Raw genomic sequence first — 206 nt, 5'->3', positions numbered from 1 at the left:
ATGAGCCGGACCATTACAGCCATCTACCGCACCGCGGATGTCGCAAACCTCGTGAAGCGCGAGATCGAGGAACTCGGTGTCGCCTCGCATCACGTCGAGGTGGTCGGCGGGGCCGACAGGGCCGACGATATCGGCCATCTCAATCTGCCCCACGACGAGGCCGTCACCTACCGGGATGCCGTGCGTCAGGGTCACTACGTCGTGTC

At 64.1% G+C, this 206-nt stretch carries 1 protein-coding gene; it reads left to right on the top strand.

Annotation, left to right across the window (positions count from 1 at the left end; all coding sequences use genetic code 11):
• On the top strand, window positions 1-206 hold a 206-nt coding region (locus Q1A87_RS24120), incomplete at both ends, for a hypothetical protein (RefSeq protein ID WP_299657490.1).

Source organism: uncultured Jannaschia sp. (assembly GCF_947494055.1).
Classification (GTDB): domain Bacteria; phylum Pseudomonadota; class Alphaproteobacteria; order Rhodobacterales; family Rhodobacteraceae; genus Jannaschia.
This window is presented reverse-complemented; position numbering and strand designations above follow the sequence as displayed.